Origin of the sequence: Pseudomonas sp. 3-2 (assembly GCF_019710535.1) — a bacterium.
Taxonomy (GTDB): Bacteria; Pseudomonadota; Gammaproteobacteria; order Pseudomonadales; family Pseudomonadaceae; genus Aquipseudomonas; species Aquipseudomonas pharyngis.
The window spans coordinates 286248-311389 of the sequence record NZ_CP081200.1 but is presented as its reverse complement, the minus strand read 5'-3'; the positions used below and the strand labels follow the sequence as shown (position 1 = coordinate 311389).

General features: G+C 59.9%; 28 protein-coding genes. 16 read left to right on the top strand and 12 right to left on the bottom strand.

The genetic code is table 11. The features are described 5' to 3' along the window. Nucleotides 1-29: 29 nt before the first annotated feature. Entirely contained in the window at nucleotides 30-485 is a 456-nt protein-coding gene (locus K3819_RS01380; protein ID WP_085611190.1) for a thioesterase domain-containing protein, read from the top strand. A 13-nt stretch (nucleotides 486-498) separates the two neighbouring features. On the opposite strand, the gene cysQ is transcribed toward K3819_RS01380, so the two are convergent. Beyond that, entirely contained in the window at nucleotides 499-1332 is an 834-nt protein-coding gene (cysQ, locus tag K3819_RS01375) for a 3'(2'),5'-bisphosphate nucleotidase CysQ (protein ID WP_221399651.1), read from the bottom strand. 1 nt (nucleotide 1333) lies between these two features. Then, a complete protein-coding gene (gene nudE / locus K3819_RS01370) occupies nucleotides 1334-1903 on the bottom strand; it encodes an ADP compounds hydrolase NudE (RefSeq protein ID WP_064592763.1) in 570 nt (189 codons plus the stop codon). A gap of 88 nt (nucleotides 1904-1991) precedes the next feature. On the opposite strand from nudE, the gene yrfG reads away from it, so the two are divergent. Further along, complete coding sequence (yrfG, locus tag K3819_RS01365; RefSeq protein WP_221398495.1) at nucleotides 1992-2654, top strand: GMP/IMP nucleotidase; 663 nt, start codon at nucleotides 1992-1994, stop codon at nucleotides 2652-2654. A gap of 102 nt (nucleotides 2655-2756) precedes the next feature. Here yrfG and lysM read toward each other — a convergent pair whose 3' ends face one another. Continuing rightward, nucleotides 2757-3197 carry a peptidoglycan-binding protein LysM gene (gene lysM / locus K3819_RS01360; protein WP_039764611.1) on the bottom strand — a complete coding sequence of 147 codons (441 nt, stop codon included), beginning with the start codon at nucleotides 3195-3197 and terminating at the stop codon, nucleotides 2757-2759. 137 nt (nucleotides 3198-3334) lie between these two features. Between lysM and K3819_RS01355 the strand changes: the two genes are divergently transcribed. From K3819_RS01355 to K3819_RS01340, 4 genes are all read left to right on the top strand, one after another. Continuing rightward, the gene (locus tag K3819_RS01355) at nucleotides 3335-4222 is read left to right on the top strand and encodes a LysR family transcriptional regulator (RefSeq protein ID WP_085611192.1); all 888 of its coding nucleotides are present in this window, start codon (nucleotides 3335-3337) and stop codon (nucleotides 4220-4222) included. A 92-nt stretch (nucleotides 4223-4314) separates the two neighbouring features. Then, nucleotides 4315-5154 carry a formate dehydrogenase accessory sulfurtransferase FdhD gene (gene fdhD / locus K3819_RS01350; RefSeq protein ID WP_085611193.1) on the top strand — a complete coding sequence of 280 codons (840 nt, stop codon included), beginning with the start codon at nucleotides 4315-4317 and terminating at the stop codon, nucleotides 5152-5154. After that, nucleotides 5151-7499 carry an FdhF/YdeP family oxidoreductase gene (locus K3819_RS01345; protein WP_064592755.1) on the top strand — a complete coding sequence of 783 codons (2349 nt, stop codon included), beginning with the start codon at nucleotides 5151-5153 and terminating at the stop codon, nucleotides 7497-7499. The genes fdhD and K3819_RS01345 overlap by 4 nt, the downstream gene beginning before the upstream one ends. Before the next feature lie 235 nt (nucleotides 7500-7734). Further along, a complete protein-coding gene (locus K3819_RS01340; protein WP_011331978.1) occupies nucleotides 7735-8214 on the top strand; it encodes a YMGG-like glycine zipper-containing protein in 480 nt (159 codons plus the stop codon). Between the two features lie 65 nt (nucleotides 8215-8279). On the opposite strand, the gene K3819_RS01335 is transcribed toward K3819_RS01340, so the two are convergent. From K3819_RS01335 to K3819_RS01325, 3 genes are all read right to left on the bottom strand, one after another. Next, nucleotides 8280-8711, bottom strand: a complete 432-nt coding sequence (locus K3819_RS01335) for a thioesterase family protein (protein WP_039764604.1) — start codon at nucleotides 8709-8711, stop codon at nucleotides 8280-8282. Between the two features lie 31 nt (nucleotides 8712-8742). Continuing rightward, nucleotides 8743-9966, bottom strand: coding sequence for a 3-hydroxyacyl-CoA dehydrogenase (locus K3819_RS01330; protein ID WP_064592753.1), 1224 nt, complete (start codon nucleotides 9964-9966; stop codon nucleotides 8743-8745). A gap of 109 nt (nucleotides 9967-10075) precedes the next feature. Further along, nucleotides 10076-12004, bottom strand: coding sequence for an ATP-dependent DNA helicase RecQ (locus tag K3819_RS01325; RefSeq protein WP_221398494.1), 1929 nt, complete (start codon nucleotides 12002-12004; stop codon nucleotides 10076-10078). A 234-nt stretch (nucleotides 12005-12238) separates the two neighbouring features. Here K3819_RS01325 and K3819_RS29335 point away from each other — a divergent pair, with 234 nt between their 5' ends. Next, nucleotides 12239-12373, top strand: coding sequence for a hypothetical protein (locus K3819_RS29335; protein ID WP_256575320.1), 135 nt, complete (start codon nucleotides 12239-12241; stop codon nucleotides 12371-12373). 17 nt (nucleotides 12374-12390) lie between these two features. Here the strand turns inward: K3819_RS29335 and K3819_RS01320 are convergent, their stop codons facing one another. Next, complete coding sequence (locus K3819_RS01320) at nucleotides 12391-12894, bottom strand: polysaccharide deacetylase (RefSeq protein WP_221398493.1); 504 nt, start codon at nucleotides 12892-12894, stop codon at nucleotides 12391-12393. A 304-nt stretch (nucleotides 12895-13198) separates the two neighbouring features. Here K3819_RS01320 and K3819_RS01315 point away from each other — a divergent pair, with 304 nt between their 5' ends. The 5 genes from K3819_RS01315 (at nucleotide 13199) to K3819_RS01295 (ending at nucleotide 16230) form a co-directional block, all read left to right on the top strand. After that, the gene (locus tag K3819_RS01315; protein WP_085611196.1) at nucleotides 13199-13480 is read left to right on the top strand and encodes a hypothetical protein; all 282 of its coding nucleotides are present in this window, start codon (nucleotides 13199-13201) and stop codon (nucleotides 13478-13480) included. 102 nt (nucleotides 13481-13582) lie between these two features. After that, on the top strand, nucleotides 13583-14710 hold the full coding sequence (locus tag K3819_RS01310) for a hypothetical protein (RefSeq protein ID WP_085611197.1): 1128 nt from the start codon (nucleotides 13583-13585) through the stop codon (nucleotides 14708-14710). 347 nt (nucleotides 14711-15057) lie between these two features. Then, on the top strand, nucleotides 15058-15357 hold the full coding sequence (locus K3819_RS01305; RefSeq protein ID WP_039764593.1) for a hypothetical protein: 300 nt from the start codon (nucleotides 15058-15060) through the stop codon (nucleotides 15355-15357). 157 nt (nucleotides 15358-15514) lie between these two features. Beyond that, nucleotides 15515-15958 (top strand): hypothetical protein, encoded by a 444-nt coding sequence (locus tag K3819_RS01300; RefSeq protein ID WP_085611243.1) that lies wholly within the window; start codon nucleotides 15515-15517, stop codon nucleotides 15956-15958. Further along, on the top strand, nucleotides 15958-16230 hold the full coding sequence (locus K3819_RS01295; protein ID WP_007952681.1) for a type II toxin-antitoxin system RelE/ParE family toxin: 273 nt from the start codon (nucleotides 15958-15960) through the stop codon (nucleotides 16228-16230). The genes K3819_RS01300 and K3819_RS01295 overlap by 1 nt, the downstream gene beginning before the upstream one ends. A gap of 172 nt (nucleotides 16231-16402) precedes the next feature. Here K3819_RS01295 and K3819_RS01290 read toward each other — a convergent pair whose 3' ends face one another. Continuing rightward, nucleotides 16403-17944 carry a phosphoenolpyruvate carboxykinase gene (locus K3819_RS01290; RefSeq protein ID WP_064382748.1) on the bottom strand — a complete coding sequence of 514 codons (1542 nt, stop codon included), beginning with the start codon at nucleotides 17942-17944 and terminating at the stop codon, nucleotides 16403-16405. Between the two features lie 181 nt (nucleotides 17945-18125). Beyond that, nucleotides 18126-19028: an Hsp33 family molecular chaperone HslO gene (hslO, locus tag K3819_RS01285; protein WP_011331968.1), complete on the bottom strand. Its 903-nt coding sequence runs from the start codon at nucleotides 19026-19028 to the stop codon at nucleotides 18126-18128. Nucleotides 19029-19132: 104 nt separating this feature from the next. Here hslO and K3819_RS01280 point away from each other — a divergent pair, with 104 nt between their 5' ends. After that, nucleotides 19133-19933 (top strand): phosphatase PAP2 family protein, encoded by an 801-nt coding sequence (locus K3819_RS01280; RefSeq protein ID WP_064592738.1) that lies wholly within the window; start codon nucleotides 19133-19135, stop codon nucleotides 19931-19933. 66 nt (nucleotides 19934-19999) lie between these two features. Here the strand turns inward: K3819_RS01280 and K3819_RS01275 are convergent, their stop codons facing one another. Next, a complete protein-coding gene (locus K3819_RS01275; RefSeq protein WP_221398492.1) occupies nucleotides 20000-20407 on the bottom strand; it encodes an RNA-binding S4 domain-containing protein in 408 nt (135 codons plus the stop codon). Nucleotides 20408-20523: 116 nt separating this feature from the next. Here K3819_RS01275 and K3819_RS01270 point away from each other — a divergent pair, with 116 nt between their 5' ends. From K3819_RS01270 to rimK, 3 genes are all read left to right on the top strand, one after another. Further along, nucleotides 20524-21303 (top strand): EAL domain-containing protein, encoded by a 780-nt coding sequence (locus K3819_RS01270; protein ID WP_085611198.1) that lies wholly within the window; start codon nucleotides 20524-20526, stop codon nucleotides 21301-21303. A gap of 76 nt (nucleotides 21304-21379) precedes the next feature. Beyond that, complete coding sequence (locus K3819_RS01265) at nucleotides 21380-21799, top strand: ATP-dependent zinc protease (protein WP_230737646.1); 420 nt, start codon at nucleotides 21380-21382, stop codon at nucleotides 21797-21799. Beyond that, nucleotides 21796-22701, top strand: coding sequence for a 30S ribosomal protein S6--L-glutamate ligase (rimK, locus tag K3819_RS01260; protein WP_007949201.1), 906 nt, complete (start codon nucleotides 21796-21798; stop codon nucleotides 22699-22701). Before K3819_RS01265 ends, rimK begins: the two co-directional genes overlap by 4 nt. A 76-nt stretch (nucleotides 22702-22777) precedes the next feature. Here the strand turns inward: rimK and K3819_RS01255 are convergent, their stop codons facing one another. Continuing rightward, nucleotides 22778-24091: an ATP-binding protein gene (locus K3819_RS01255; RefSeq protein WP_039764576.1), complete on the bottom strand. Its 1314-nt coding sequence runs from the start codon at nucleotides 24089-24091 to the stop codon at nucleotides 22778-22780. A gap of 114 nt (nucleotides 24092-24205) precedes the next feature. Further along, the gene (gene ompR / locus K3819_RS01250; RefSeq protein WP_007952694.1) at nucleotides 24206-24946 is read right to left on the bottom strand and encodes a two-component system response regulator OmpR; all 741 of its coding nucleotides are present in this window, start codon (nucleotides 24944-24946) and stop codon (nucleotides 24206-24208) included. Nucleotides 24947-25142 lie beyond the last annotated feature (196 nt).

The following is a 25142-nucleotide window of genomic DNA, read 5'->3' as shown; positions in this document are numbered from 1 at the left end:
TTCACTTTTCTGCCGCAAGAGGTCCGGGCATGAAGCACGACAGTCGTTATCTGGAATCCGTTCTTCACCACGACATCCCGCTGACCCGGGACATGGGCCTCAAGGTGCTCGACTGGCAGGAACAGCAACTACGCCTGCACTTGCCGCTGGACGCCAACGTCAATCACAAGAGCACCATGTTCGGCGGCAGCCTGTATTGCGGCGCGGTGCTGGCCGGTTGGGGCTGGCTGCATCTGCGATTGAAGGAAGAAGGCATCACCGACGGCCACATCGTGATCCAGGAGGGGCAGATCAGTTATCCACTGCCGGTGACCGGTGATGCCATTGCGATTTGCCCGTCACCGAGCGCAGCGCAGTGGAAGAAATTTCTGACAATGTATCAGCGCTACGGGCGGGCGCGACTGACGCTGCACACGCGGGTCGTCAATGCCGGGAGCGATGAGGATGCAGTGACGTTCAGCGGGCAGTACGTCCTGCACCGCTGAAGACTGAACACGCTTACGAGCGGGCGAGTTCGAGCAGCTTCGCCCGCCATGCGGCTTTCGCCGGCAACGCCAGGAAGAAACTGTTCAACAAAGACTCCCGAGCTGGGTAACAGAACGCTGCGCCACTCAGGTCGAGCACTTCACCGCCCGCCCCTTCCAGAACGCCCTGCGCCGCCGCCGTGTCCCATTGCGAAGTCGGCGCCAGTCGCGGGTAACAATCCGCCGCACCTTCGGCCAGCAGACAGAATTTCAGCGAACTGCCGATGTTGGCCAGCTGCAACTCGCCAAGGCTGGCGCTCAAACCGGCCAGCAAGCGTTCCTGCTCCGGACTCGAATGACGGCGGCTGGCAACCACGGTGAACGCTTCGCCAGGCCCCGGTACGTCACGAACCTGAATCGCCACCGGCGTGCCGCCCGTGTCGCCGCGCCAGGCACCGAGTCCCGCGCCGCCGACGTAGAACCGCCCGTTGGTCGGCATCGACACCACACCGAACATCACCCGGCCGTTTTCGATCAACGCAATGTTGACGGTGAATTCCTCACTGCCGCTGATGAACTCCTTAGTGCCATCCAGCGGATCCACCAGCCACCAGCGCTGCCAGCCGGCGCGCACGCTTTGCGGGATGTTGGCGTCCTCTTCGGACAGCACCGGAATGCTCGGGTCCAGCGCCGTCAGGCCCGCCACGATCACGTGGTGAGCGGCCATGTCCGCCGCCGTCACCGGCGAATCATCGGACTTGGCGGTGACCGCCACATCGGCACGCCAGAACGGCAGGATCGCCTCACCGGCCCGCAGGGCCAGTTCAACCACCGGCGCCATCAACGGATGGGGAAAATTCATCGATATCTCACTCATGACTGAAAAATCCGCGCTGGGTCAGCAGGTCGCGGGTCAGGTACAGCGCCGCCAGGGCGCGGCCCTCACTGAAATTCGGATTCTGCGCCAGTGCCGACAGCTGTCGCAGATTGACTTTGTCTACACGCATCGGCTCGGGTTCGTCGCCTTCGAGACGCTCTTCGTACAGGTCGGTGGCCAGCACCACCTGGATTTTCTGGCTCATGTAACCGGGGGATAACGACAACTCGGTCAGATGCTCCAGCTGTCGCGCGCCATAACCGGCTTCTTCCTTGAGCTCGCGTTCGGCGGCAGCCAGCACATCTTCGCCGGGCTCGATCAGGCCTTTGGGCAGCGACAGTTCATATTCGTCGGTACCGCCGCAGTATTCTTCGACCAGCACCGCGTGCTCGGCATCGAGCATCGCCACGATCATCACCGCGCCATAGCCGGCGCCCTTGCCGACCAGTCGCTCGTAGGTGCGTTCCACGCCATTGGAGAAACGCAGCTTCAGCTCTTCGACGCAGAACAGCCGGCTGGTGGCGACGATCTCGCGGGCGAGTACGGTGGGTTTCTGGCGCATGCAAAGCTCCTTGGCGTGAACGCGCTACTATAACGCGGCTTTTCCGATTGTTTGCGTCGGATATCTTTCTACCGTTCGAGACGTTGCCATGCCTTCATTACCGTGGTCCGACATCGATACCGTTCTGCTCGACATGGACGGCACGTTGCTGGACCTGCACTTCGACAACCACTTCTGGCTCGAACACCTGCCGCAGCGCTACGCCGAACTGCATGGCGTGAGCCGGGCCATGGCGGAAATGGAATTGCAGCCGTTGTTCGAGCGCCATGCCGGTCAGTTGCAATGGTACTGCCTGGACTTCTGGAGCGCCGAACTGAAGCTGTCAGTTCGCGAACTGAAACGGGAAACCGCCCACCTGATCGCCCTGCGCCCGGACGCCGACACTTTTCTGGAGGCGATCAAGCGAGCCGGCAAACGCGTGGTGATGATCACCAACGCCCACCGCGATTCACTGTCGCTGAAACTGGAACGCATCGAACTGGCGCCGTACTTCGAGCGGCTGATCAGCTCCCACGATTACGGTTTCCCCAAGGAAGCCCCGCAATTCTGGGACGCCTTGCAGGCCGACATCGGTTTTGACCCGGCGCGTAGTCTGTTCATCGACGACACCTTGCCGATCCTGCGCAGTGCACGGAATTTCGGCGTGGCGCATCTGTTGGCCGTGAAAGAGCCGGACAGCCGCAAAGGGCCGAAGGACACCGGGGAGTTCGCGGCGGTCGAGGATTATCGGGATTTGATTGCGGGCCTGTAGACCGCATCGTCCCCATCGCGAGCAGGCTCGCTCCCACAACTGAAATGCATTCCAATGTGGGAGCGAGCCTGCTCGCGATAGCGGTATCTGCGGTATCTGCGGTTACTCGGGAATACGCAGCGTCTGCCCCGGATAAATCTTGTCCGGGTGTGACAGCAGTGGCTTGTTGGCCTCGAAGATCTTGTTGTACTGGTTGGCGTTGCCATACACCGCCAGGGAAATCGCGCTGAGGGTGTCGCCCTTCTTCACGACCACAAAACGCGCCGCCGCCACAACCGGCCCGGTCACGGTGATCTGGTCATCGACGCTGCCGACACCGGCAATGTTGCCCACTGCCAGAAGAATCTTCTCTTTCTCTTCCTGGCTCGCCACTTCACCGGTAACGGTCACCTTGTCCCCGTCCACGGTTGCCTGGACATTCGGGTTACCCAACCCGACCTTGCTGATGTGTTCCTTCAACTGCTCGCTGGCATTGGCGTTGCCGGGGGTCAGCAGGTCGAGCAGTTTCTCACCCGCTTCTTTCACAAAGCTCAAAAGACTCATGGCGCACACTCCTTGATTTGGGTTCCAGACGCCCAAGCCTAGACCACCCCGGACAAACCCGGTTCCAAGCCGACCAATGACCCTGCCGTCACTCAAGCGGTAGAATCGCCCACCCCTGCCAGCGCCCCGGAGCGAAGATGGACATCAAGCAGCTGAAATTCCTCATCGCCCTCGACGAAACCCGCCACTTCGGCCAGGCCGCCGCCCGCTGCCACATCACCCAGCCCACCCTGTCGATGCGCCTGCGCAGCCTCGAGGAAGAACTCGACCTGCCACTGGTCAACCGTGGCCAGCGCTTCGAAGGGTTCACCGCGCCGGGCGAACGGGTGCTGGCCTGGGCGCGCACGGTACTGGCGGCCTACGACGGTTTGCAGGCGGAAGCGGCGGCCTGTCGCGGCAATCTGATCGGCACCCTGCGCCTGGGCGTGGTGCCGTTGTCGAGTTTCGATGCACTGCCGTTGATGCAACGCCTGCACGCACAACATCCGAACCTGCGCTTCGAACTGTCCTCGCTGAGCTCCGAACAGGTTCTGGAGCAACTGGCGAACAACCGCATCGACATTGGCGTGTCTTACCTGGACCGCCTCGACGGCGAGCGGTTTGAATCCCTGGCGTTCAGCGAAACGCAGATGGGTCTGCTCTACGACCAGCGGTTCTTCAACTTTGGTGAGGCGCCGCTGAGTTGGGAATCGCTGATCGAACTGCCCTTGGGCATGCTCACCAGCGGCATGCACTTTCGCCAGTCCATAGACCATAACTTCCACAGTCGTGGCCTGACGCCGCAGCCGTTACTGCAAACCGACGCCGTTCACCAATTGTTGCAAGCGGTGCACGGCGGCTTGTGCTGTGCGGTGATGCCACTGGATGGCGGCCTGGAAAACCTGACCGATCATCTGCGCCTGCAACCCATCGAAAACGCCCAGACCCTCGCCCGACTGGGCCTGATCATGCGTCGCGGCGCCCCACGCTCGGCGCTGGCCGAGGCCTGTTTCGCGCTCTATCAAAAATCACCCACGGACACTTGATCGACGGCATCTATCGAAGGATCGACACTAGCGATTAGACGCGACATCTTGCCGCGCCTAGTCTTAACGTTGATCAATCCGTCGGTGATGCCATGAACGCCAAGCGCCCGGCCTGCGCGGCGCCTGCTCTCGAGACGCCCGCGCCAGCCGCCAGTCAGACCTACAGCTACAGCGATCTCCCCCTCGCGGAATCGGCCAGCACCGCGCTGGCCGAAGAAGTCGCGTTGGCGATTGCCTACAATGGCATCAGTCAGGCCGTGATGCTGGTGACGCCGACCGACCTTGAAGACTTCATCGTCGGCTTCAGCCTCGGCAGCGGCATCATCGAAGACGCCTCGGACATCTACGACCTGCAACTGAGCGGTTCGGGCTCGGCGCAATACGCGCAAGTGACCATCGCCAACCGCGCCTTCTGGAACCTCAAGCAGCAGCGGCGGCAACTGGCCGGCACCAGCGGTTGCGGACTGTGCGGCGTGGAAGCGGTGGAGCAGGCGCTGCCTGACCTCAAGGTCTTGCCCGGCGCACCTTTGCCGCCCGCCGAATGGCTCGATGGTTTGCGCCAGCGTATCGGCGCATTCCAACCGCTGGGTCAGCATTGCGGCGCAGTGCACGCGGCGGTGTTCATGAACGCCAGCGGTGAATTGCTGTTGGGCCGCGAAGACATCGGCCGGCACAACGCCCTCGACAAGCTGATCGGCGGTCTGATCCGGCAAAAGATATCCACAGCCGGCGGCCTGGCAATTGTCACCAGCCGTTGCAGCCTCGAATTGATCCAGAAAGTCCTGCGGGCCGGGATTCAGACCCTGGTCAGCCTGTCCGCGCCTACCGGTCTCGCCGTGCAATGGGCGCGACGCCACAACCTCAATCTCATCCACCTGCCGCAGAAGAACGCGCCGCGGGTGTATAGCCCAGAAATGGAGAAACACCCGTGAGCCAACATCATCAAGCCGACCAGAAACCCGTTCCGCGCTACAAGCCTTACAAGGGCCCGGCCGGTGGCTGGGGCGCCCTGATCAGCGTGGCCCAGGCCTGGTTGACCAGCGACAACGCGCTGAAAAACCTGCGCATGATGCTCAAGACCAACCAGAACGGCGGCTTCGACTGCCCGGGCTGCGCCTGGGGCGACTCGCCGGAAAGCGGCATGGTCAAATTCTGCGAGAACGGCGCCAAAGCGGTGAACTGGGAAGCGACCAAGCGTCGGGTCGACGGCAAGTTCTTCGCCAAGCACAGCGTCACCTCGTTGCTGGAGCAGAGCGACTACTGGCTTGAATATCAAGGTCGTCTGACCGAACCGCTGGTGTATGACGCCGAAACCGACCGCTACAAACCCATCAGCTGGGACGATGCCTACGCGCTGATCGGCAAACACCTGCAAGCGCTGTCGAGCCCGGATCAGGCCGAGTTCTACACCTCGGGCCGCGCCAGCAACGAAGCGGCGTACCTGTATCAACTGTTCGTGCGCGCCTTCGGCACCAACAACTTCCCCGACTGCTCGAACATGTGCCACGAGGCCAGCGGCGTGGCCCTGGCGCAGAGTGTCGGCGTCGGCAAAGGCACCGTGACCTTCGACGACTTCGAACATGCCGATGCAATTTTTGTCTGGGGCCAGAACCCCGGCACCAACCACCCGCGCATGCTCGAACCGCTGCGTGAAGCAGTGAAACGCGGTGCCCAGGTGGTGTGCGTCAACCCGCTGAAAGAACGCGGCCTGGAACGCTTCCAGCATCCGCAGCACCCGCTGGAAATGCTCACCAACGGCGACAAGCCGACCAACACCGCGTATTTCCGCCCGGCGCTGGGCGGCGACATGGCGGTGCTGCGCGGCATGGCCAAGTTCCTGCTGCAATGGGAGCGCGATGCGCAGAAGGCTGGCGCACCGGCCGTGTTCGATCACGATTTCCTCAATGAGCACAGCGTCAATGTGCTCGAGTACATTGGTGTCGTCGACGATACCCCTTGGGAGCAGATCGTCACCCAGTCCGGCCTGACCCTGGTGGAAATCGAGCAAGCGGCGCGCATGTACGCCAAAGGCAAGAACGTGATCATGTGCTGGGCGATGGGCATCACCCAGCATCGCCACTCGGTGCCGACCATCCAGGAGATCGCCAACCTGATGCTGCTGCGCGGCAACATTGGCAAACCCGGCGCCGGTCTGTGCCCGGTGCGCGGCCACAGTAACGTGCAGGGCGACCGCACCATGGGCATCAACGAACGTCCGCCGGTGGCGTTCCTTGATTCCCTTGAGCGCCGCTTCCAGTTCAAGGTGCCACGTCACAACGGGCACAACGTGGTCGAAGCGATTCACGCGATGGCCGAAGGTCGCGCCAAGGTGTTTATCGGTCTGGGCGGCAACTTCGCCCAGGCCACGCCGGACAGCCCGCGCACCTTCCAGGCCCTGAGCAACTGTGACCTGACGGTGCAGATCAGCACCAAGCTCAATCGCAGCCACCTGGCCCACGGCAAGGACGCGCTGATCCTGCCGTGCCTGGGCCGTACCGACATCGATATCCAGACCGAAGGCCCGCAAGCCGTCACCGTGGAAGACTCGTTCAGCATGGTGCACGCCTCCAACGGTCAGTTGCAGCCGCTGTCGAACCAGATGCGCTCCGAGCCGTCGATCATCGCCGGCATCGCCGCCGCGACCCTGGGCAGCAAACCGGTGGACTGGAACTGGCTGGTGGCCGACTACCGGCGCATCCGCGAGTTGATCGCCGACACCATTCCGGGCTTCAAGGACTTCAACGAGAAGGTCAAGAACCCGGGCGGCTTCTACCTCGGCAACAGCGCCGGCGCGCGCAAGTGGAACACCACGTCGGGCCGGGCCAACTTCAAGCCAAACATGCTCCCCAAGGACCTGATCCACGAACGCACTCGCGCCACCGGCAAACTGCCGGACCTGATCCTGCAATCGATGCGCTCACATGATCAGTACAACACCACGATTTATGGTCTCGACGATCGTTATCGCGGGGTGAAGGGACAGCGCGATGTGTTGTTCGCCAACGAAGCCGACATCATCCGTCTGGGCTTCAAGCCGGGGCAGAAGGCTGACATCGTGTCGCTGTGGGACGATGGTCGTGAGCGTCGGGTGAAGGGCTTCACGCTCTTGGCGTTCGATATTCCTGCAGGGCAGGCAGCGGCTTATTACCCTGAGGTGAATCCGCTGGTGCCGTTGGAGAGCACTGGCGATGGCAGCCATACGCCGACGTCGAAGTTCATTGCCATTCGCCTGGAAGCGGCGAGCGAAACGGGGCTGATCATGGCCAGATCGGCCTGATACGGCGCCTGAACGGGCGCCTTCGCGAGCACTTTTAGAACGCCCACAAAAAAGGCCGCTTTGTGATCAAAGCGGCCTGTCCGAAGTAGATAAAGACCGGCGAAAAACCGTTAAGTTCCGCCCAAAAATCAGCAACTTGCAGAATTGTATACAGGTCGTGCTATTCGTCGGATTTCGATTGTCACGCCCATTCCAGAGCCTCAGGATCGCGCCGTCATCCCTTTGAGGCTCCTCTATGAAGTTCTCCTCGATTCTCTTGTTGTCCCTTGGCCTGGTCAGTGGCTTCGCTTCTGCCGGAGGCACCACCGAAGCAGGTGTGGGCGGCGCATTGGGCGGGGTTCTTGGCTCGGTCGTCGGTCAATCGTTAGGCGGCAGTACAGGTTCAACCATCGGCGCAGCCCTGGGCGGCGCGGGTGGTAGTGCGGTGGGCGCCGACAAGCGCAGCCGTGGTGAAGCAGCCATTGGCGGTGCGCTGGGCGCAGCCGGCGGCAACGTGGTCGGCCGCAGCATGGGCGGCACCACCGGCAGCCTGATCGGCGCAGCAGCCGGCGGCGGCGCGGGTGGCGCGCTGGGCAACTACATGGGCAACAAGAGCGATGACGATGATCGTCATTACGACCGTCGCCATGATGATCGTCGCTACTACCGTGACCGTCACCCAGGTCGTGGCCATGCCTATGGCCATCGCAAGCATCACCGCTACTACCGCGACTGAGGCCAGGCCTCTTTAGCCGATACATCCAGATCGCAGCTCCCCCGGGCTGCGATTTTTTTTGCCTGTCACATCGCCAGGCGTTCCAGCGCTTCGCGCAATCGGGTTGGAATCGATACCGGCTGATTGGACGCCCGGTCGACAAACACATGCACGAAGCGCCCGGCGGCACAGGCCTCGTCTTCTTCGGCCTTGAACACCGCCAGCTCGTATTGCACCGAACTATTACCCAGCTTGCCTACCCGCAAGCCGATCTCGATTCGATCCGGAAAAGCGATCGACGCGAAATAGTCGCAAGACGAACTGACCACAAACCCCACCACCTCGCCGTCATGGATATCCAGCCCTCCGACCTGGATGAGGTACGTGTTCACCGCGGTGTCGAAGAAGCTGTAATAGGTGACGTTGTTGACGTGACCGTAGGCGTCGTTGTCGTGCCAGCGCGTGGTGATCGGCTGGAAGTGCGGGTAATCGCTGCGTTGCGGCATCGGGTTGGACATCAGTGTCGATTCCTGAAGTGACCTGCTCAGTCTAAAGATAAAAACCCTTGCCGCGCGCCGCCAGCTCGCCAATCAATGGCGCCGGCCGCCAGTGATCGCCCTGCCGGGTCTCCAGCGCCAGCAATCGCTTGTGAATGTCGGCCAGCCCCTGGTCATCCGCCCAGGCCATCGGCCCGCCTCTCTCTGCCGGGAAGCCGTAGCCATTCAGATAAACCTGATCGATGTCATACGCCGACTCGGCAATCCCTTCCTGCAGGATCTTCGCGCCCTCGTTGACCAACGCCAGCAGGCACCGCTCAAGGATCTCCTCCGAGCCAATATCCCGGCGATGAAACCCCAACCCTTCGCTGACGTTCAACACCAGCGCATCGACCTCGGGATCATGCTCGGCCTGTCGACTGCCCGGTTCGTAGTGGTAATAACCGTTGCCGGACTTCTGACCGAACCGGCCCAACTCGCACAGACGGTTATCCACTTGAACCTCCGGTGCATCCTGCCCCTTGCCCGCCAGTTCGCGGGCACGCCACTCGAGATCGATGCCGACCACGTCGTACATGCGAAACGGCCCCATGGCAAAACCGAAGCTCTGCAACGCCGCATCGACCTGGTGTGGGTACGCCCCTTCAAGCAACATCTTGCGCGCTTCGAGCACATACGGATGCAGCATGCGGTTGCCGATAAAACCGTGGCAGTTGCCCGACACCACACTGACCTTGCCCATGCGCTTGCCCAGCTCCAGAGCGGCTTCAAGCACAGCCGGAGAAGTTTGTGCGCCACGGACTATTTCCAGCAACTTCATGATGTGCGCCGGGCTGAAGAAATGCAGGCCCAGCACTTGAGCCGGTCGCCGTGTCGCGGCGGCAATGGCGTCGATATCCAGCGCCGAAGTATTGCTCGCCAGCAGCGCCTCGGGTTTCAACACGCCATCGAGTTCACGGAAGATCTTCTGCTTGAGCTCGAGGTTCTCGTACACCGCTTCGATCACCAGGTCGACGTTGCGGATTGCCACATAGTCCGCCGCCGCGCTGACACGGGCAATCCGCGCATCGGCTTCGGCCTGATCGATCCGCCCCTGTCGCACGTTGTGCGCGTAGGTCTCGGCCACGGTGGACAGCGCCTGCTCAAGCATCTGTGGATTGTTATCGACCCACTGCACTGACACGCCGGCGTTGGCCAGGCACATGACAATGCCGCGGCCCATGGTGCCGGCGCCGATCACGGCGGCCTGCTGAATAGCGAAGGATGTCTGGCTCATGTTGTTCTCTTGTTGGCGATCCGAAGACAGCCATCACCATAGTCAGCCACCGGGCATTTTTGAAGTTCATTGCCGTGATGATCGACATTCAGCAGATGGATTCGGAATCTCAAAGATGCGTCTGAGTCCAGGCCCGAACCTCGGCGTAGGGATATTCCTCCAGCGCTGCAAACCCGGAAATGGCCCGCGCCTTGAGTTTGGTAAACAGCGGCACACTGATTCCGCAGAGAAACCGGGTCAGCCGCTCGGCCGACGGAGCACTGCCGGTCAGTTGTTGATGCCTGTGGATAAATTCCCCACACAACGCCGCAAAACTTTTATCCACAAGCGCCGGCAATTCCGGAGGCGCCGGGAGCCGGGCGATGTGCCCGTGACACACCGAGCAATGTCCGCACTGCTGCGGCGCATTGTGATCGCCAAAATATTCCGCCAGCCGATATCCGAGGCATCGCTCGGTGGCGAACAGCTCGAGCATGGCGTGAATCCGCGCCACTTCGGTTTGCTCATGGCGGGTGAAATAGTCATGCAGTTCAGCGCTCAGGGTCTGGCTGTCGAAATCGCCGCGCAGAACGTTGTAGACCTCGGTCATCTGCTTGCTCTCAAGCTCGACCCAGCCCTTTTCCTGGAAATAATCCAGCGCTTTCACCACGCGGTTACGCTCGGCGGAATACTGCTCGTACATCGCCTGGAAATTCACCGTGGCCCAGGTACGCGCGCGGCTTGAGGTCTGGATGATCGCGGCGACGAAATCCCTGCGTTCACCCTCAAAACGCTCAAGCAACGCCTCGGGCTCCAGCAGGTATTTGAAACGGTACTCGGCGTAGTACGCGTAGCGCGGGGCAATCAGTCCTCGCAGCTCCAACTGCACCAACAACGTCTTCAAAGGCAACGCGCGAATGTTGCTCTGATCCGCCAGCGGCCCGAGCAGAAACTCCCATTGGCCTACCGGCGCGGCGGCCTGCAGCTCGTCCAGCACATGACGAATGCCCTCCTGTTCCGGAGTGTCGCCATACACGAAGTTTTCCAGCACGTTGAGGCTGTCGCGGTTGGCCAACACCAGGCAGTCGGACGGCTGCCCGTCACGCCCGGCGCGACCGATTTCCTGGCTGTAGTTTTCGATGGATTTGGGCAGGTCGAAATGCACCACGTTGCGGATGTCGCTCTTGTCGATGCCCATGCCGAAGGCGATGGTGGCGACGATGCAATCGGACTGCCCGCCCATGAAGCGCTTCTGGATCGCGTCCCGTTGCTCATGGGGCAAACCGGCGTGATAAGCCTCGGCCTGAATGCCATTGCGCTCCAGATGTTCAGCAATCTGCTCGGCGGTTTTCTGCAGGGTCACGTAGACGATGCTCGGCTGACCTGCGCGCTCGTTCATCCACTCCACCAGACGCCGGCGCTTGTCCTGCCCACGCACCGGCTCGACCAGCAGACTGAGGTTGGGCCGATAGAAACCGGTGGTCACCACATCGTCTGCCGCGATGGCGAATTTCGCCTGCATGTCGTCGATGACCTTTGGCGTTGCGGTGGCGGTCAGCAGCAGGGTTTGCGGGATGTTGAACTGGCGCTGGTAGTCCGGCAGCTTGAGGTAGTCGGGGCGAAAGTTGTGGCCCCACTCGGAGATGCAGTGCGCCTCATCCACCACCAGCAGCGAGATCGGCACCTGCTGCAAAAAGTTGCGAAAGCGCTCGTTCTTCAAACGCTCCACGGAAATCATCAGGATCTTCAGTTCGCCCGAACGGGCGCGGGCCATCACATCGTTGGCGTCTTCGCGGCTCTGCGCCGAATCGATGCTGCCTGCGGATATCCCGTGCCGGCGCAAAAACTCGAGCTGATCCTGCATCAGCGCCAGCAACGGTGAGACCACCAGCGTCAGGTGCGGCAGCAAGAGTGCCGGGACCTGGTAACAAAGGGATTTGCCGGAGCCGGTGGGAAATATCGCGGCTGCCGAGCGCCCGGCGAGAACAGCGCTGATCGCGTCCTCCTGCCCGGGTCGAAACTGTGGATAACCGAAAACCTGTTCCAGGGTGTTGTGCATTCGCTGTCACTCCGTTGACCGCTGTGATGCCAACAGCCTAGCGGGCGATCTCAGCGCGTCGAGAATAGGTCGGGGGTCAAATCGATACGGGATGATACAGCGTCGACGGCACGGTCAAGGGATCAAACAAATGAAACACTTTGTTCATCGCCGGGTGAAGCGATCCGAGGGTAATGTCCGTCACGCCTTGAGCCAGGACGGCCCATGCGCATGGATTTTTACCAAGGAGTGAACATGTCGAACAACTTGAAACTGCCCCTCGCCCTTATCTTTGCATCCCTGCTGCTGGGAGGCTGCACACCCTCTCCCGAAGACTTTCCGCCGATCCTGGCCAGCGCCGTGACCGTCACCGCAGCGCCCTCGACTTAACCCCCACAAGCGCTGTGTCAGGGCCGCAATACGGCTACCCGCAATTGCTCATCCAGGACCCGTTCATGCACATCGAGGCTCTGGCTCGCCCATCGTGCATGAGCCGGGCTGATATCGCCGGTGAAGGCTGCCGCCAGTTGACGCAAGTCGGCAACGCTGCGCACCCGGGGGCAAAATGCTTTCTCGTCGCAGTGAGTGCTGGCATTGCGGTAGGTGTTGAGCAAGCGATCCCACAGACCGTCGCGTACTTGTCTGATCGACTTGAGCTGTATTTGCTGCACGCCCAGTCGTTGCGTGAGTCCCGGTTCGTCCAGGGCTTCGCTCGCCAGCAGAGCCTTGCCGAAAACCAGCACCTCAGCGCGGGCCGCTGTGTCGATGTCAGCCTGAGTGGCGAGCGCGTCGGGCCAACCGGTGCGCTCCAGGTTGGCAAGCACCAACCCGTTGCCCGTGTCGGAGGCCAACGCCAAACGACAGCCACTCACCCACAGCAAAACGATCGAGGCCATTCGTAGCCACTGCATACCTAATTCCCTTTAAGTCTGTGTCGGACGTTTGGAAACGCCCTACGGATTCTGGCGCGCACCATACAGAGGTTTACTTTGAAACGCCTGATAATCACGTCGGAAAATTCGCCAATAAGGGTTTGGCTTTGAAAAACCGAAAAAACATGTAGGGCAAATGCCCATATCGTGGAAAAAACCCTTACGAAATCTGTCCATTGCGGCCGTCTTGTCCCTGCGGTCAGCCCCCTTCTATAGTGGCTGGCGCGACTGGAAACTCTGTGTCGGCTCACCGAAGCGACTTCGTAAGGGACACACCTTGATCATGAATATGTACAAACCGCTGAATCCCCGTTTTCGCCCTCTCAAGACTTGCGACATTGAAAAACCGGTATTGGTTATCGACACCGAAGCAAAACCGGGCGACCTGCTCAATGCCGCCGACCAACGCCTGCGCGCCGCCAGCGATCTGCTGGAAACTCTTTACTGCTTGTGTTTCAAACAGGCCGATGTGAAAGATATTCCCAACATCGTCAATGCGCTTTATTTATTGACCCAAGACGGTTGTGACTTGCTGGAAGTTGCCAGACAACAAATAAATAAATAACACTGCCAGCCACACTTACAAAGTTCGCAACAACCCATCGCTTCCATTACAACAAAAACCGGAACTAGTCTGTCTGCTCTTACATCAACCAAGAGCAATAACATGACAACTCTGACTATTTTCTTCTGCGGTACAGGTTCGACAAAGTTTGATAATGCACACGTTAACTATTGGAATGGGGAATTGGTCTCCACACTTGCCGCTCACCACACCGGGCGCGAGTTCGCCGACTGGATCGTGGTCGACGGCCCCGGCACCAGCAACCTGCAAGCCGATGAGCTGTTTACCCAATCAAAGGACTACGGCCTCAGCGGAACCCTGTTCGGCAAGGGCTGGGAGGAAAACGTCCAGCACGCGATGAACATCATCAAAGGCCAATGTGACTGGCAGCGCGAGCAATTGACCGAAGCGGAATACAACCGCCTCAAAGCCGCCGGCATTCCGATTGAAGATGTAAAAGTCGAAGGTTCCTGGCTGTGGCGTAAATATAACTATGGTGATCGCAGCGTCACGCAACAGAAGTTACAGGAGCAAATTATCAAAACCTTTCGCAAGGACGGTGTTATTCCAACAAAAGTCAATCTGGTGGGCTGGAGCCGCGGCGGTATCAGTTGTCATATGCTGGCCAATGCCATGTTTAACGACAGTGCACTGAAAAACATTCCAGTGAATATCTTTGCCATCGACCCGGTGCCGGGCATCGGTAACTTTCAGGAACACCGGGTAAAGCTCAACAGCAACGTAAAAGAATATGTGGGTTTCTATGCGCGGGATGAACGCTCCAAGGGTTTCAGCTGCGTCATTCCGCAAACCGCGACCGGCACCAAGACCAGCATCTTCCCCATGCCCGGCCGTCACGCCACCCTGGTCGGCAACGCCTCCGCCGACGGCAACAGTGGTCCAAAAGTGCTGGCCGAACCCGGCCTCATCGTCCGTCACTTTGCCGAGGTCTGCCTGAAACGCTGGGGCACCGTCCTCGACAAGAACCTCAACCTCACCGACACCGACCTTCGCAACCACACCGCCGCCATCGTCAACGCGGCGGTGAAATACAAGGCGATGGAAAAGTGTTCCTACACCTGGTTCACCGAACTGGATCAAGGCGAACGCTACGTATCGCTGGGCAGCAAAGGCGTGCCGTTCTCGACGGTGAAAGGCGCGATCTACACCCCGGCGACCGGGCTGACGACGAGTGTGCTGGATGTTGAGGGGTATCGGGCTATTCGTTGAAAACCGTGATTGATCTGTAGGAACGGACTGCCCGAATCTACATCCCGTTCCTACACGCAGCGGCGCCTTGTCTTCTATCGGCGCCAGTGGGCCGAAACCTATAGTTGTGACTGTCGCTGCCAATTCAGCGACTCGGGCTTGGTCACCCGAATGGAACATGCATTCGCGTCCGCTGTATGCTGCCGGCACTCAATTGCCAGTAGCGTTATGGTGGCTGTGTTTGGGACGCTTCCGAGCGTGCCGGGTATGTGCATGATCCTCACCGGTTGACCAACCCGAACACAGTCGCCTCCAGTCGCTTGGTCACGATGTGGTGGCTTCATTCGAAGCAATTGAGGATCTAAAAAATGAAATCATGGAACGAGCTCCACTCCAATCGCTACCGCCCACTCGACTCCAACCTCACCGACACCAAGCCCCTGGTCATCGACACCGAAGCCAACCCGCAAGACATCCTCGAATGCGCCGTCCAGCGCTTGCGCGCATCAAGCGACCTGCTGCAAACCCTCTACTGCCTCTGCTTCAAACACGCCGACGTTGAAGACATCCCGCACATCACCCACGCGCTCTACCTTCTCACCAAAGACGGCTATGACCTGCTCCAGGTCGCCCAGCAGCGAATGCTCAACTGGAAAGCGCCGGCCTGACGAACTCCTCGGCAGGCGTGTTCACAGCTAGAACTGCCTGCCCCTATCTCGAACACTGACGCTGACATCTCCGGCGCGAAACTTAAGGATCAGGATTTTGCAAACTATTATTGATTGCGTACGATGGGAGCCATTGTTCAACCAAGGGCTTGCCTTCATGACCACTGAAACCATTGATCACAGCACTCTCACGCGGCTGTTTGAGAACGGCTCGATCAGTAGCGCACATATCGTCGCCAAACCGGGTGGCTGGTCGATTCAGATTCAGCAAGGAAGCAAAGAATATTCACTGACCGCACAGCGCAGTGGTCAGGTGCGGCTGTTCAAGCGGTTCGAAACACTGGTGACCTACCTGCAAGGGGTGGGCATCAATCACTTCGATGTGGACGCCTCCAGTTATGACCCTCTTCAGATAAAAACCTATGCCCGCCCTGATCGCGCCGAAGCGATGAAACAAGCTCATGAAGCAGCTGCGTATGAGGAATGGGTCAAGCAACAGGTACAAATCAGTATTGATGACCCAAGACCCAGCGTCAGCGATGAAGACGCTCGCAGGATATTTGCCGCCAAGCGGGATGCCCTGCGTCAGCGAGTACGTTGATGAGGTTGGTCTGGCGCCAAGAGGCGCTGGATGACCGAGACAACATCATGGAGCGTATCGGCCAGGAAAATCCCGCTGCAGCGATTGAACTTGATGAGGCCTTCGAACTGAAAGGAGAAAGCGCTCGGCACCACCCAGCCCTGTACCGAAAAGGTATCGCGGGAGGTACCCGCGAAATCGTCGTCACTCCAAACTACGTCATCATCTACACAGTCAAAGTTGATGTTGTGGAAATGCTACGAGTGCTGCATACCAGACGGCAATGGCCATGATGGCTGGGGAGAAAACGCTAGGAGTTCGCGCCTCCTTAAGTAGCATTATTCTGGCTGTTTAACGCGGATTCTGCGGGAATAATGGCAGTTGATCTGACAATGAAGTCCAACCCATCACCCACAAAAAAGCCGCCCTCAAGAGGCGGCTTTTTCATTCGCTACAAACCCAGTCTTACAACTTAGGCCCGGCAGCCTTGATCGCGTCGCTCACTTCGAACTTCTTGAAGTTCTCGATGAACAGACCGGCCAGTGCTTTTGCAGCTTCGTCATACGCAGCCTTGTCAGCCCAGGTGTTGCGCGGGTTGAGCAGGTTGGTTTCGACGCCCGGTACGGCCAGTGGCACGTCCAGGTTGATGGTGTCCAGGTGCTCGGTGGCTGCACCGATCAGCGCGCCGCTCTGGATCGCTGCGATCACCGCACGGGTGGTCGGGATGTTGAAGCGTTTGCCGACGCCGTAGCCGCCGCCGGTCCAGCCGGTGTTGACCAGGTAGACCTTGGAGCCGAAGCCGCGGATGCGCTTGATCAGCAGTTCAGCGTATTCGCCAGCCGGACGCGGGAAGAACGGTGCGCCGAAGCAGGTGGAGAAGGTCGACTTGATGCCGCTGCCCGAACCCATTTCGGTCGAACCCACCAGTGCGGTGTAGCCGGACAGGAAGTGGTACGCCGCTTGTTCTTCGTTGAGGATCGACACTGGCGGCAGGACGCCGGTCAGGTCGCAGGTCAGGAAGATCACAGCGTTTGGCTCGCCGCCCAGGTTCTTCTCGGAACGCTTGGCAACGTGCTCCAGCGGGTAGGCCGCGCGGCTGTTCTGGGTCAGGCTGACATCGGCGTAGTCGGCGTGCTTGGCGTCGTCGATCACGACGTTTTCCAACACCGCGCCGTGCTTGATGGCTTTCCAGATGACCGGCTCGTTCTTCTCGGACAAGTCGATGCACTTGGCGTAGCAGCCGCCTTCGATGTTGAAGACAACGCCTTCGCCCCAGCCGTGTTCGTCGTCACCGATCAGGTAACGGCTTTCGTCGGCGGACAGGGTGGTCTTGCCGGTGCCCGACAGACCGAAGAACAGGGTCACGTCGCCGTCTTCGCCGATGTTGGCAGCGCAGTGCATTGGCAGCACGTCGGCGGCCGGCAGCAGGAAGTTCTGCACGGAGAACATGGCTTTCTTCATTTCACCGGCGTAACGCATGCCGGCGATCAGCACTTTCTTCTGGGCGAAGTTGATGATCACGCAACCGTCGGAGTTGGTGCCGTCACGCTCTGGCACGCACTCGAAGTTGGCGACGTTCAGCACTTGCCACTCTTCGCGGCCGGCCGGGTTGTACTGGGCCGGGTTGATGAACAGGCAACGACCGAACAGGTTCTGCCAGGCAGTCTGGGTGGTCATCTTCACGGCCAGGTAGTGATCTTCGGCCGCGCCTACATGCACGTGGGAAACGAAATGCTCTTGCGCGTTGTTGAATGCTTCAACACGAGCCCACAGCGCGTCGAACTTGTCGGCCGGGAACTTGCGGTTGATCGGGCCCCAGGCAATGGCAGCCTGGGTGGAAGGCTCTTCAACGATGAAACGGTCGACTGGCGAACGGCCGGTGCGGTGACCGGTGCGAACAACCAGAGCGCCGGTATCGGCAAGCTCGCCTTCACCGCGGTTCAGGGCTTCTTTTACCAGATCATCAACACTCAGATCGGTGTACACGGCGTTATTGGCTTGCGTCATGAGGTTCCCCGTCGGCCAGTGGCCGAGTGTGCTCCAAACGTTTTGTAGTAGAAAGTCGTGCACTACTACCGCGAAAAAAGTGGGCCGGATTATGCCAGAAAAGCCCAAAAAGAGTAGGGCCCTCCCGTCGTAACGGCGTAATTCCGTCGTTGAGCAGTGAATTTACCTGCGCTGAACCGTTTTAGTGCCGGGTATCTGACGGCGTCTCGACGCCCGCGCCAGCGAACAATTGAGCGATATCTGCCGCGTCGAACAGGTAGCGCTGGTTGCAGAACTGGCAATCGATCTCGACTTGGCCACCTTGCTCGGCCACCAGTGCCTGCGCATCTTCCAGACCCAGGCTGACCAGTGCGTTACCCGAACGCTCGCGGGAGCAACTGCAGTGGAAGCGCAGTTTCTGCACATCGAACAGACGAACCTGCTCTTCATGGTAGAGGCGGTGCAGAACCGTTTCGTTGTCCAGGCTCAACAGTTCATCAGCGGTCAGGGTGTTGCCCAGCGCGGTGATGTGCTGCCAGCTGGCGGCGCGTTCTTCTTCGTCTTTCAGGCGATCGGCCGGCAGTTGCTGCAGCAGCAAACCACGGGCACGACGGCCGTCGGCGCACAGCTTGAAGCGAGTGCCGACCTGCTGGGACATGACGAAATAGTTGGTGAAGCAGTCGGACAGGGTTTCGCCGTCGAGATCAACGATGCCCTGATAACGCTGGCCAGCGATCGGGTCGACGGTCAAGGCCAGGACACCGTTCGGCATCAGGTCGCCGAGGGTCGCGTCGGCAGGAATCTGCTCGGCGTGATAGCGCGCCAGGCCACGGATTTCCCGCTCGCTGGAGCACTCGATCATCAACAGCGGGATCGGGCCTTCGGAACGGGCCTGAAGAATCAGCAAGCCATCGAATTTCAGGGTGCCCACCAGCAACGAGGCGGCGGCCATCAGTTCGCCCAGCAATTGCGCAACCGGTTCCGGGTACGGGTGCTTGGCGAGCACTTCGGCGTAGCTGCGCTCCAGCGACACCAGTTCGCCGCGCGTGTCGCTGTCATCGAAGATGAAGCGTTGGGTGTAATCGGTATCGAGGAAATCGGTCATAGGTCTGGGTATCTGAATGTGATGACAAAATGGTTACAAAGAATGAAAATCCCGCGCTTCTGGCATCCTTTTTGATGCCGATGTTCAGCCACGGGAGGCATTTTATGAACAATCCGGGTTTGTTCCAATCAAGGTGGAACCTCGGCCGGCTGGTTCTGTGCAACGTTGTGCCATTAGCACTACTGGCTTTCTGGTTATGGCCTACAGGTCAGATGCTGTGTGTGATTTTCGACGAGTGGCTGTTCCGCTCACTCAACGCACCGCTGGCCAGCAACCCCATATGGCTCCACATCTGGGCAATTGCAAGTCTGCGACCGTTCGACATCGTCGTCGGCCTGATTCTGCTGACGCTGCTGATCAAGGGCGACTGGGTGTTCAGGGCGATTGACGTGCGCCGCGCCTTTTTCGGTTTTTTCTCGATCCTGCTGCTGATGGTGGTGATCCGCGCGCTGTTTTCCAAGTTCTCCGATCACATGGGCTGGCAGCACAGCAGCCCGTCGATGGTGCTCGAAGGTGCCGTGCATATCAGCGATTACTTCCCGCATCTGGAGAAGACCTGGGAGCTGAAAGATCGCTCGAGCCAGAGCTTCCCCGGTGATCACGCCTCGGTGCTGCTGATCTGGGCGCTGTTCATGGGCGTGTTCAGCCGTACGGCTGGTCAGTTTCTGGTGATCTGGGGCCTGGCGCTGCTGTTCATGTTGCCGCGTCTGGTCGCCGGTGCTCATTGGGGCCAGGACGATTACATCGGCGGCATGCTGCTGGCGGTGTGGGCACTGGGCTGGGGTTACTACACCCCGTTTGCTTATCACGCGGCGAACTTCTGGTTGAAGGTCACGGCACCGGTCTTCCGGTTGCTGGGCAAGCTGCCGGTGGTTTCGCGGATGAGTGTAGTGTCCGCGCAGTAATCAACGGTTACTGAAAAAAACGCAGCCGCCGGCGGGTCTTGATCCCAGGCCGGCAGGCTGCGTTTTTTATTCGCCGCTACTGTTCCCACGAAATTTAAACAGATCCCGACGCTGCTTCTTGCTCGGTTTACCGTCGGTGGTGACACCCAGAGCGCCCGCCTTGCGCATCGCCGCAGCCGCTTCACGCTTGGCAATGCTGGCCTCGGTCTCGGCATACAGCGTCTGCGCCTCAGGTGCGCCGCGACGCACGATCGACAGGGCCTGAACCACAACGGTCTTTTCGTCGAAGCCGGCGCGAATCTCGAATTCATCGCCAATGCGTGGTTCTTTGCCAGGCTTGCAGCGCTCTCCCCGACAATGCACCTTGCCACTCTCGATGGCGGCTTTGGCCATGGCGCGAGTCTTGAAAAAACGCGCGGCCCACAGCCACTTATCGAGACGAACCTTGTCGTCCTCTTCGCTTTTTTGTGCCATATGAATTCCTCGTTCAGCCAGTAGTCGGAACTGTACTACCGATTCTGTCGGGCGCAAGAACTCGGCCCTCCAGATAAACTGTGATCTTCGCCGGTTCAACGGCATGGAGTGATCGAGTGACCAAATTTCCGTCTTCATTGACCTCGCCCAAATCCGGGTGCCTGGGCTGCCAGCAAAGCGAGCCGCTGGGCTTCGACTTTTCCTTCGCGTATCAGCCCATCGTGGATCTGCGTGACAAGTCGGTGTACGCCTACGAGGCACTGGTCCGTGGTGTGGCCGGTGAAGGCGCATTAACCGTGCTGGATCAGGTTACAGAAGATAACCGCTACCGTTTCGACCAGCTCTGCCGGACTCGCGCCATCGAAGGCGCGGCCGAACTTAATATGCAGACACACTTGTCGATCAACTTCATGCCCAACGCCGTCTATCGTCCAGAGTTGTGCATTCGCAGCACCCTGGAGGCCGCCAGGAAACACAATTTTCCGATCGACCGGCTGATTTTCGAAACACTGGAAAGCGAGCATGTAGATAACTATCGCCATTTGACCAATATTCTGCGTGAATACCGCGAATTCGGCTTCAAGACGGCCATCGACGATTTCGGTGCCGGCTATTCGGGGCTCAATCTGCTGGCCGATTTCCAACCGGACCTGATCAAACTCGATATGGCGCTGATTCGCGATATCGACCATGACCGTGTTCGTCAGGCTATCGTTCGGGGGATTGTCACAATCTGTGCGGAGTTGGACGTTACAGTCATCGCCGAAGGCATCGAGAGCGCGGGTGAGCGGGATTTCCTGGCGGACTGCGGAATATTTCTGATGCAGGGTTACTGGTTCGCCAGGCCCGCATTCAAAGCGTTGGCCCAGGTATCCCCTGAAGCGTGGACGCGTTAATCGTTGGTTTTTTCCATTGAAGACATTTGACCATTTGACCGTTATCGGTCTGCGCGAGTGGGTGGCGCTTCCGGATCTGGGAGTCGCCGGCCTTCGGGCAAAAATCGACACCGGCGCCAGCACCTCCAGCCTGCATGCCACCGACATCGAGCCGTTCGAACGCGACGGCGAGAAGTGGGTGCGCTTCACCGCGCACCTGGGCACCGTCGTGCAACTGCGCCATCGACGCTGCGAAGCGCCGCTGGTCGCCCGCAAGACCATCAAGAGTTCGAATGGCCAGGCTCAGGTGCGCTACGTGATCAGCACCACCCTGGCCCTGGGTGATCGGGTCTGGCCGATCGAGTTCACCCTCGCCTGCCGCAAGTCCATGCGCTATCGCCTGCTGCTAGGTTCCAAAGCCCTGATCGACGGCCAGCTGGTGGTCAATCCGGGCATCAAATATGTACAAGACAAGCCGGTGTTCCCGGTATCTACCTCCTCCACAGGTGTTGCATGAAGATCGCTGTGCTGTCGCGGAACCCGCGTCTGTATTCCACCCGCCGTCTGGTCGAAGCCGGAACCGAGCGCGGGCATGAAATGGTGGTGATCGACACCTTGCGCGCCTACATGAACATTGCCAGCCACAAGCCGCAGATCCACTACCGCGGCAAGCCGCTGGAGGGTTTTGACGCAGTGATCCCGCGGATCGGCGCGTCGGTGACGTTTTATGGCTGCGCGGTGTTGCGTCAGTTCGAAATGATGGGGGTGTTTCCGCTCAACGAATCGGTAGCCATCGCCCGTTCGCGGGACAAGCTGCGTTCGCTGCAGTTGCTGTCGCGCCGGGGCATCGGTTTGCCAGTGACCGGCTTCGCCCACTCGCCGGACGACATTCCCGATCTGATCGACATGGTCAACGGCGCGCCGCTGGTGATCAAGGTGCTCGAAGGCACCCAGGGTATCGGCGTGGTTTTGTGTGAAACCGCGACGGCGGCTGAGTCGGTGATCGAGGCGTTCATGGGCCTGAAGCAGAACATCATGGTGCAGGAATACATCAAGGAGGCCGGCGGCGCCGACATCCGCTGCTTCGTGGTCGGCGACAAGGTGATCGCGGCGATGAAGCGTCAGGCCAAGCCCGGCGAGTTCCGCTCCAACCTGCACCGTGGCGGCAGCGCCAGTCTGATCAAGATCACTCCGGAAGAACGCATGACTGCGTTGCGCGCGGCCAAGGTCATGGGCCTGGCGGTAGCGGGTGTGGATATCCTGCGCTCCAACCACGGGCCGCTGGTGATGGAGGTGAACTCGTCACCGGGCCTGGAAGGGATCGAAACCACCACGGGCAAGAACGTGGCGGGGATCATCATCGAACACCTTGAAAAGAATGGCGGGCCGAACATGACCCGCACAAAAGGTAAGGGATAGGGGCAGCTACGAGCTACGAGCTGCAAGCGGCGAGTAAAAGCAGCTTTGGCTTGTAGCTTGCCGCTTGTAGCTGCCGTTAAACGGCATCTCTTGGCAGCATCAACCCCAGCGGCAATCGAACCCGCGCCTCCAGCCCGCCACCGGAGCGGTTGCGCAGTTCAACATTGCCGCCGTGCATCGAAGCAATCCGCTTGACGATCGCCAGCCCCAGGCCGGTACCTTTTCCGCCCCGGGCCCGATCACCTCGGGTGAACGGGTTGAAAATCGCCTCAAGTTCCGACGGGGCGATTCCCGCCCCACGGTCCATTACGCTCAGCACCACGTACGGCGCACTCGTGTCCCCGGATACATAGGCCGCGACGTCCACGCTACCCCCGGCATGATTCAACGCGTTGCCAATCAGGTTGTTCAACAAACGCTTCATCGACACCCGCCGCAACGGGAACGGCTGGATCGGCTCCAGGCGCAGGCGCACTTTCTCTTCACTCTGGTTGTACGGTGCCGCGACTTCACGCACCAGATCACTGAGATCCACTTCCTCCACCGACTCGTCCCGACCATCACGAATGAACGCGAGGAACTGGTCGAGGATAGCGTCCATGTCTTCGATGTCGCGCACCATATCGTTGGTCAGATCCGTGCGGTCCCCCATCAACTCCAGCGACAGACGCAAACGGGTCAGCGGCGTACGCAAGTCATGCGAGACCCCCGCCAGCATCAGCTCACGCTCGCGACCGGCCTGCTCGACGTCTTCGGCCATCTGGTTGAAGGCGCGATAAACCTCGGCCATCTCGCTGGGGGTGTCACTGATCGGCAGGCGTACGCTGCGGCCCTGGCCGAGTTGCCGGGCGGCATAGACCAGACGTTTCAATGGCTGATTGAGCTGGCTGACGAAAATCCACGCAGACGCCGTGGACAGCAGACCGATCGCCAGGAACCAGCCGAGCACGTTCCAGATTTTCTGGCCACGCAACGGGTGTGGATACAGTGGGACTTTCAGCCAGCCATCACCGAGGCTAGGTGCGCGCACCCACAACGCTGGCGGCGAATGCATGCGCAAGCGCACTTCGGTGTCGGCGCCCAGCTCCGCCTGCATCTGCCGCTGGTAGATTTCACTGTACGGCCAGTGCTGTTCGCCTTCCGGCACACCGGCGCCGACCACCCGGATCAAGGTCGCGGCATCGGCGATTTTCGCGCGGTTTTCTTCATCGGCGGCCCAGTAGGCACGCAGCGTCAGGGCGACGCCGTGGCTGTATTGGCGGTCCACCAGCACGTCCTCGTTCATCAACAGATAAACCAGGGTCAATGCCTTGGAAAACAATACGACGATGAGCACCAGCCACAGGGTGCGGGAGAAGAAACTTTGGGGGAACCAGACGGGGGTTTTCATGGATAACCGCTACACACTTGCAGGAGCGAGCAATGCTCGCATATTGCGGATTGCGAGTCTGCGTGGACGGCGTTTCCGACCGTTCCCCGCAGACTCGCTCCTACAAATCACCCATCACTTGGTGGAGTTGCCATCCGGCACGAACACGTAGCCGACACCCCAGACGGTCTGGATGTAGCGCGGCTTGGACGGATCGGGTTCGATCATCCGGCGCAGTCGGGAAATCTGCACGTCGATGGAACGCTCCAGGGCATCCCACTCCCGGCCACGGGCCAGGTTCATCAACTTGTCGCGGGTCAGCGGCTGACGGGCATTCATCACCAGGGCCTTGAGCACCGCAAACTCACCGGTGGTGAGCATGTGCACTTCGTCGCCGCGTTTGAGTTCGCGGGTGGCCAGGGACAGCACGTAATCGCCGAACGTGACGTTTTCTTCTTCACTGCCCGGCGCGCCTGGCACCGGTGCGGCCTGACGGCGCAGCACGGCCTTGACGCGGGCCATCAGCTCGTCCGGGTTGAACGGCTTGGCCAGGTAGTCGTCGGCCCCCAGTTCCAGGCCCTTGATACGGCTCAGCTCGTCGCCCTTGGCGGTCAGCATGATGATCGGAATCTGATTGTTCGCGCCACGCAGGCGGCGGCAAGCAGTCAGGCCGTCTTCGCCGGGCAGCATCAGGTCGAGGACGACCAGGTTGAACACTTCACGCGACAGCAGTCGATCCATCTGCTCGGTGTTCGGTACGGCGCGGGCACGGTAGCCCTTGCTGACGAAAAAGCGTTCCAGCAGGCTGCTCAGCCCCGGATCGTCGTCAACGATGAGAATTTTTTCGCCTTCAGCAGTTTGTGCAGTGCTGCTCATTGGATGCTCCTTTTAGCTCGGCGCGCATTATGGCGTAGCTGCCGTTATACGCACCGTGTGCATTGTTAGCAGATTTTTCCTTCACTGCCAGAAAACCGGGGCTTGAGCCTACAGACTGTGTCGCCCCCGAATGACAGAACGCTGGTTATAATGCGCGGCCTTTTGTGTCAGGCAACGTCTGAATCGTTACCGCAGG